This window comes from Rahnella victoriana, from assembly GCF_004330295.1.
Classification (GTDB): domain Bacteria; phylum Pseudomonadota; class Gammaproteobacteria; order Enterobacterales; family Enterobacteriaceae; genus Rahnella; species Rahnella victoriana.
This window is the reverse complement of record NZ_SJOJ01000082.1, coordinates 1-434: the sequence shown is the minus strand read 5'-3', so window position 1 is coordinate 434 and position 434 is coordinate 1. Positions and strand designations below refer to the sequence as shown.

General features: G+C 56.2%; 1 protein-coding gene. It reads left to right on the top strand.

Translation table 11 applies throughout. The annotated features are described in order from the left end of the window. A partial coding sequence (locus EYY67_RS24405; protein WP_165498012.1) for a fimbrial biogenesis chaperone occupies window positions 1-405 on the top strand: 405 nt, incomplete at its 5' end. Between the last annotated feature and the right edge of the window lie 29 nt (window positions 406-434).

The following is a 434-nucleotide window of genomic DNA, read 5'->3' as shown; positions in this document are numbered from 1 at the left end:
AACGTGCGCGAGGTGCCGCCCAAAAGCGACATGGCGAACGTCATGCAGGTGGCGATCCAAAGCCGCGTGAAGCTGTTCTTCCGCCCGGCCGCCATCAGCAGTCAGATCAAAAATAACTGGCAGGAACAGCTTCAGGTTGTCCGGCTCAGTGACGGCCTGAAACTGACCAACCCCACGCCGTTTTACATCACCGTCGGCTATCTGGGAACGGACAACAAAGGCAATATTCCCGGCTTCGACAGCGTGATGCTGGCACCCTTTGCGACGGAAAATCTCACCGGCAGCCGCTATGTCAGTAACGAATACAGCCTCGGTTACATGGACGATTACGGCGGTTTGCAGGTGAACGAATACCGTTGCCAGACCTCGCCGTGTCAGATCGTCAGCCAGCCCGCCAAAAAGTAAGGAAGCATGATGCGATTTGTCCTCAGACG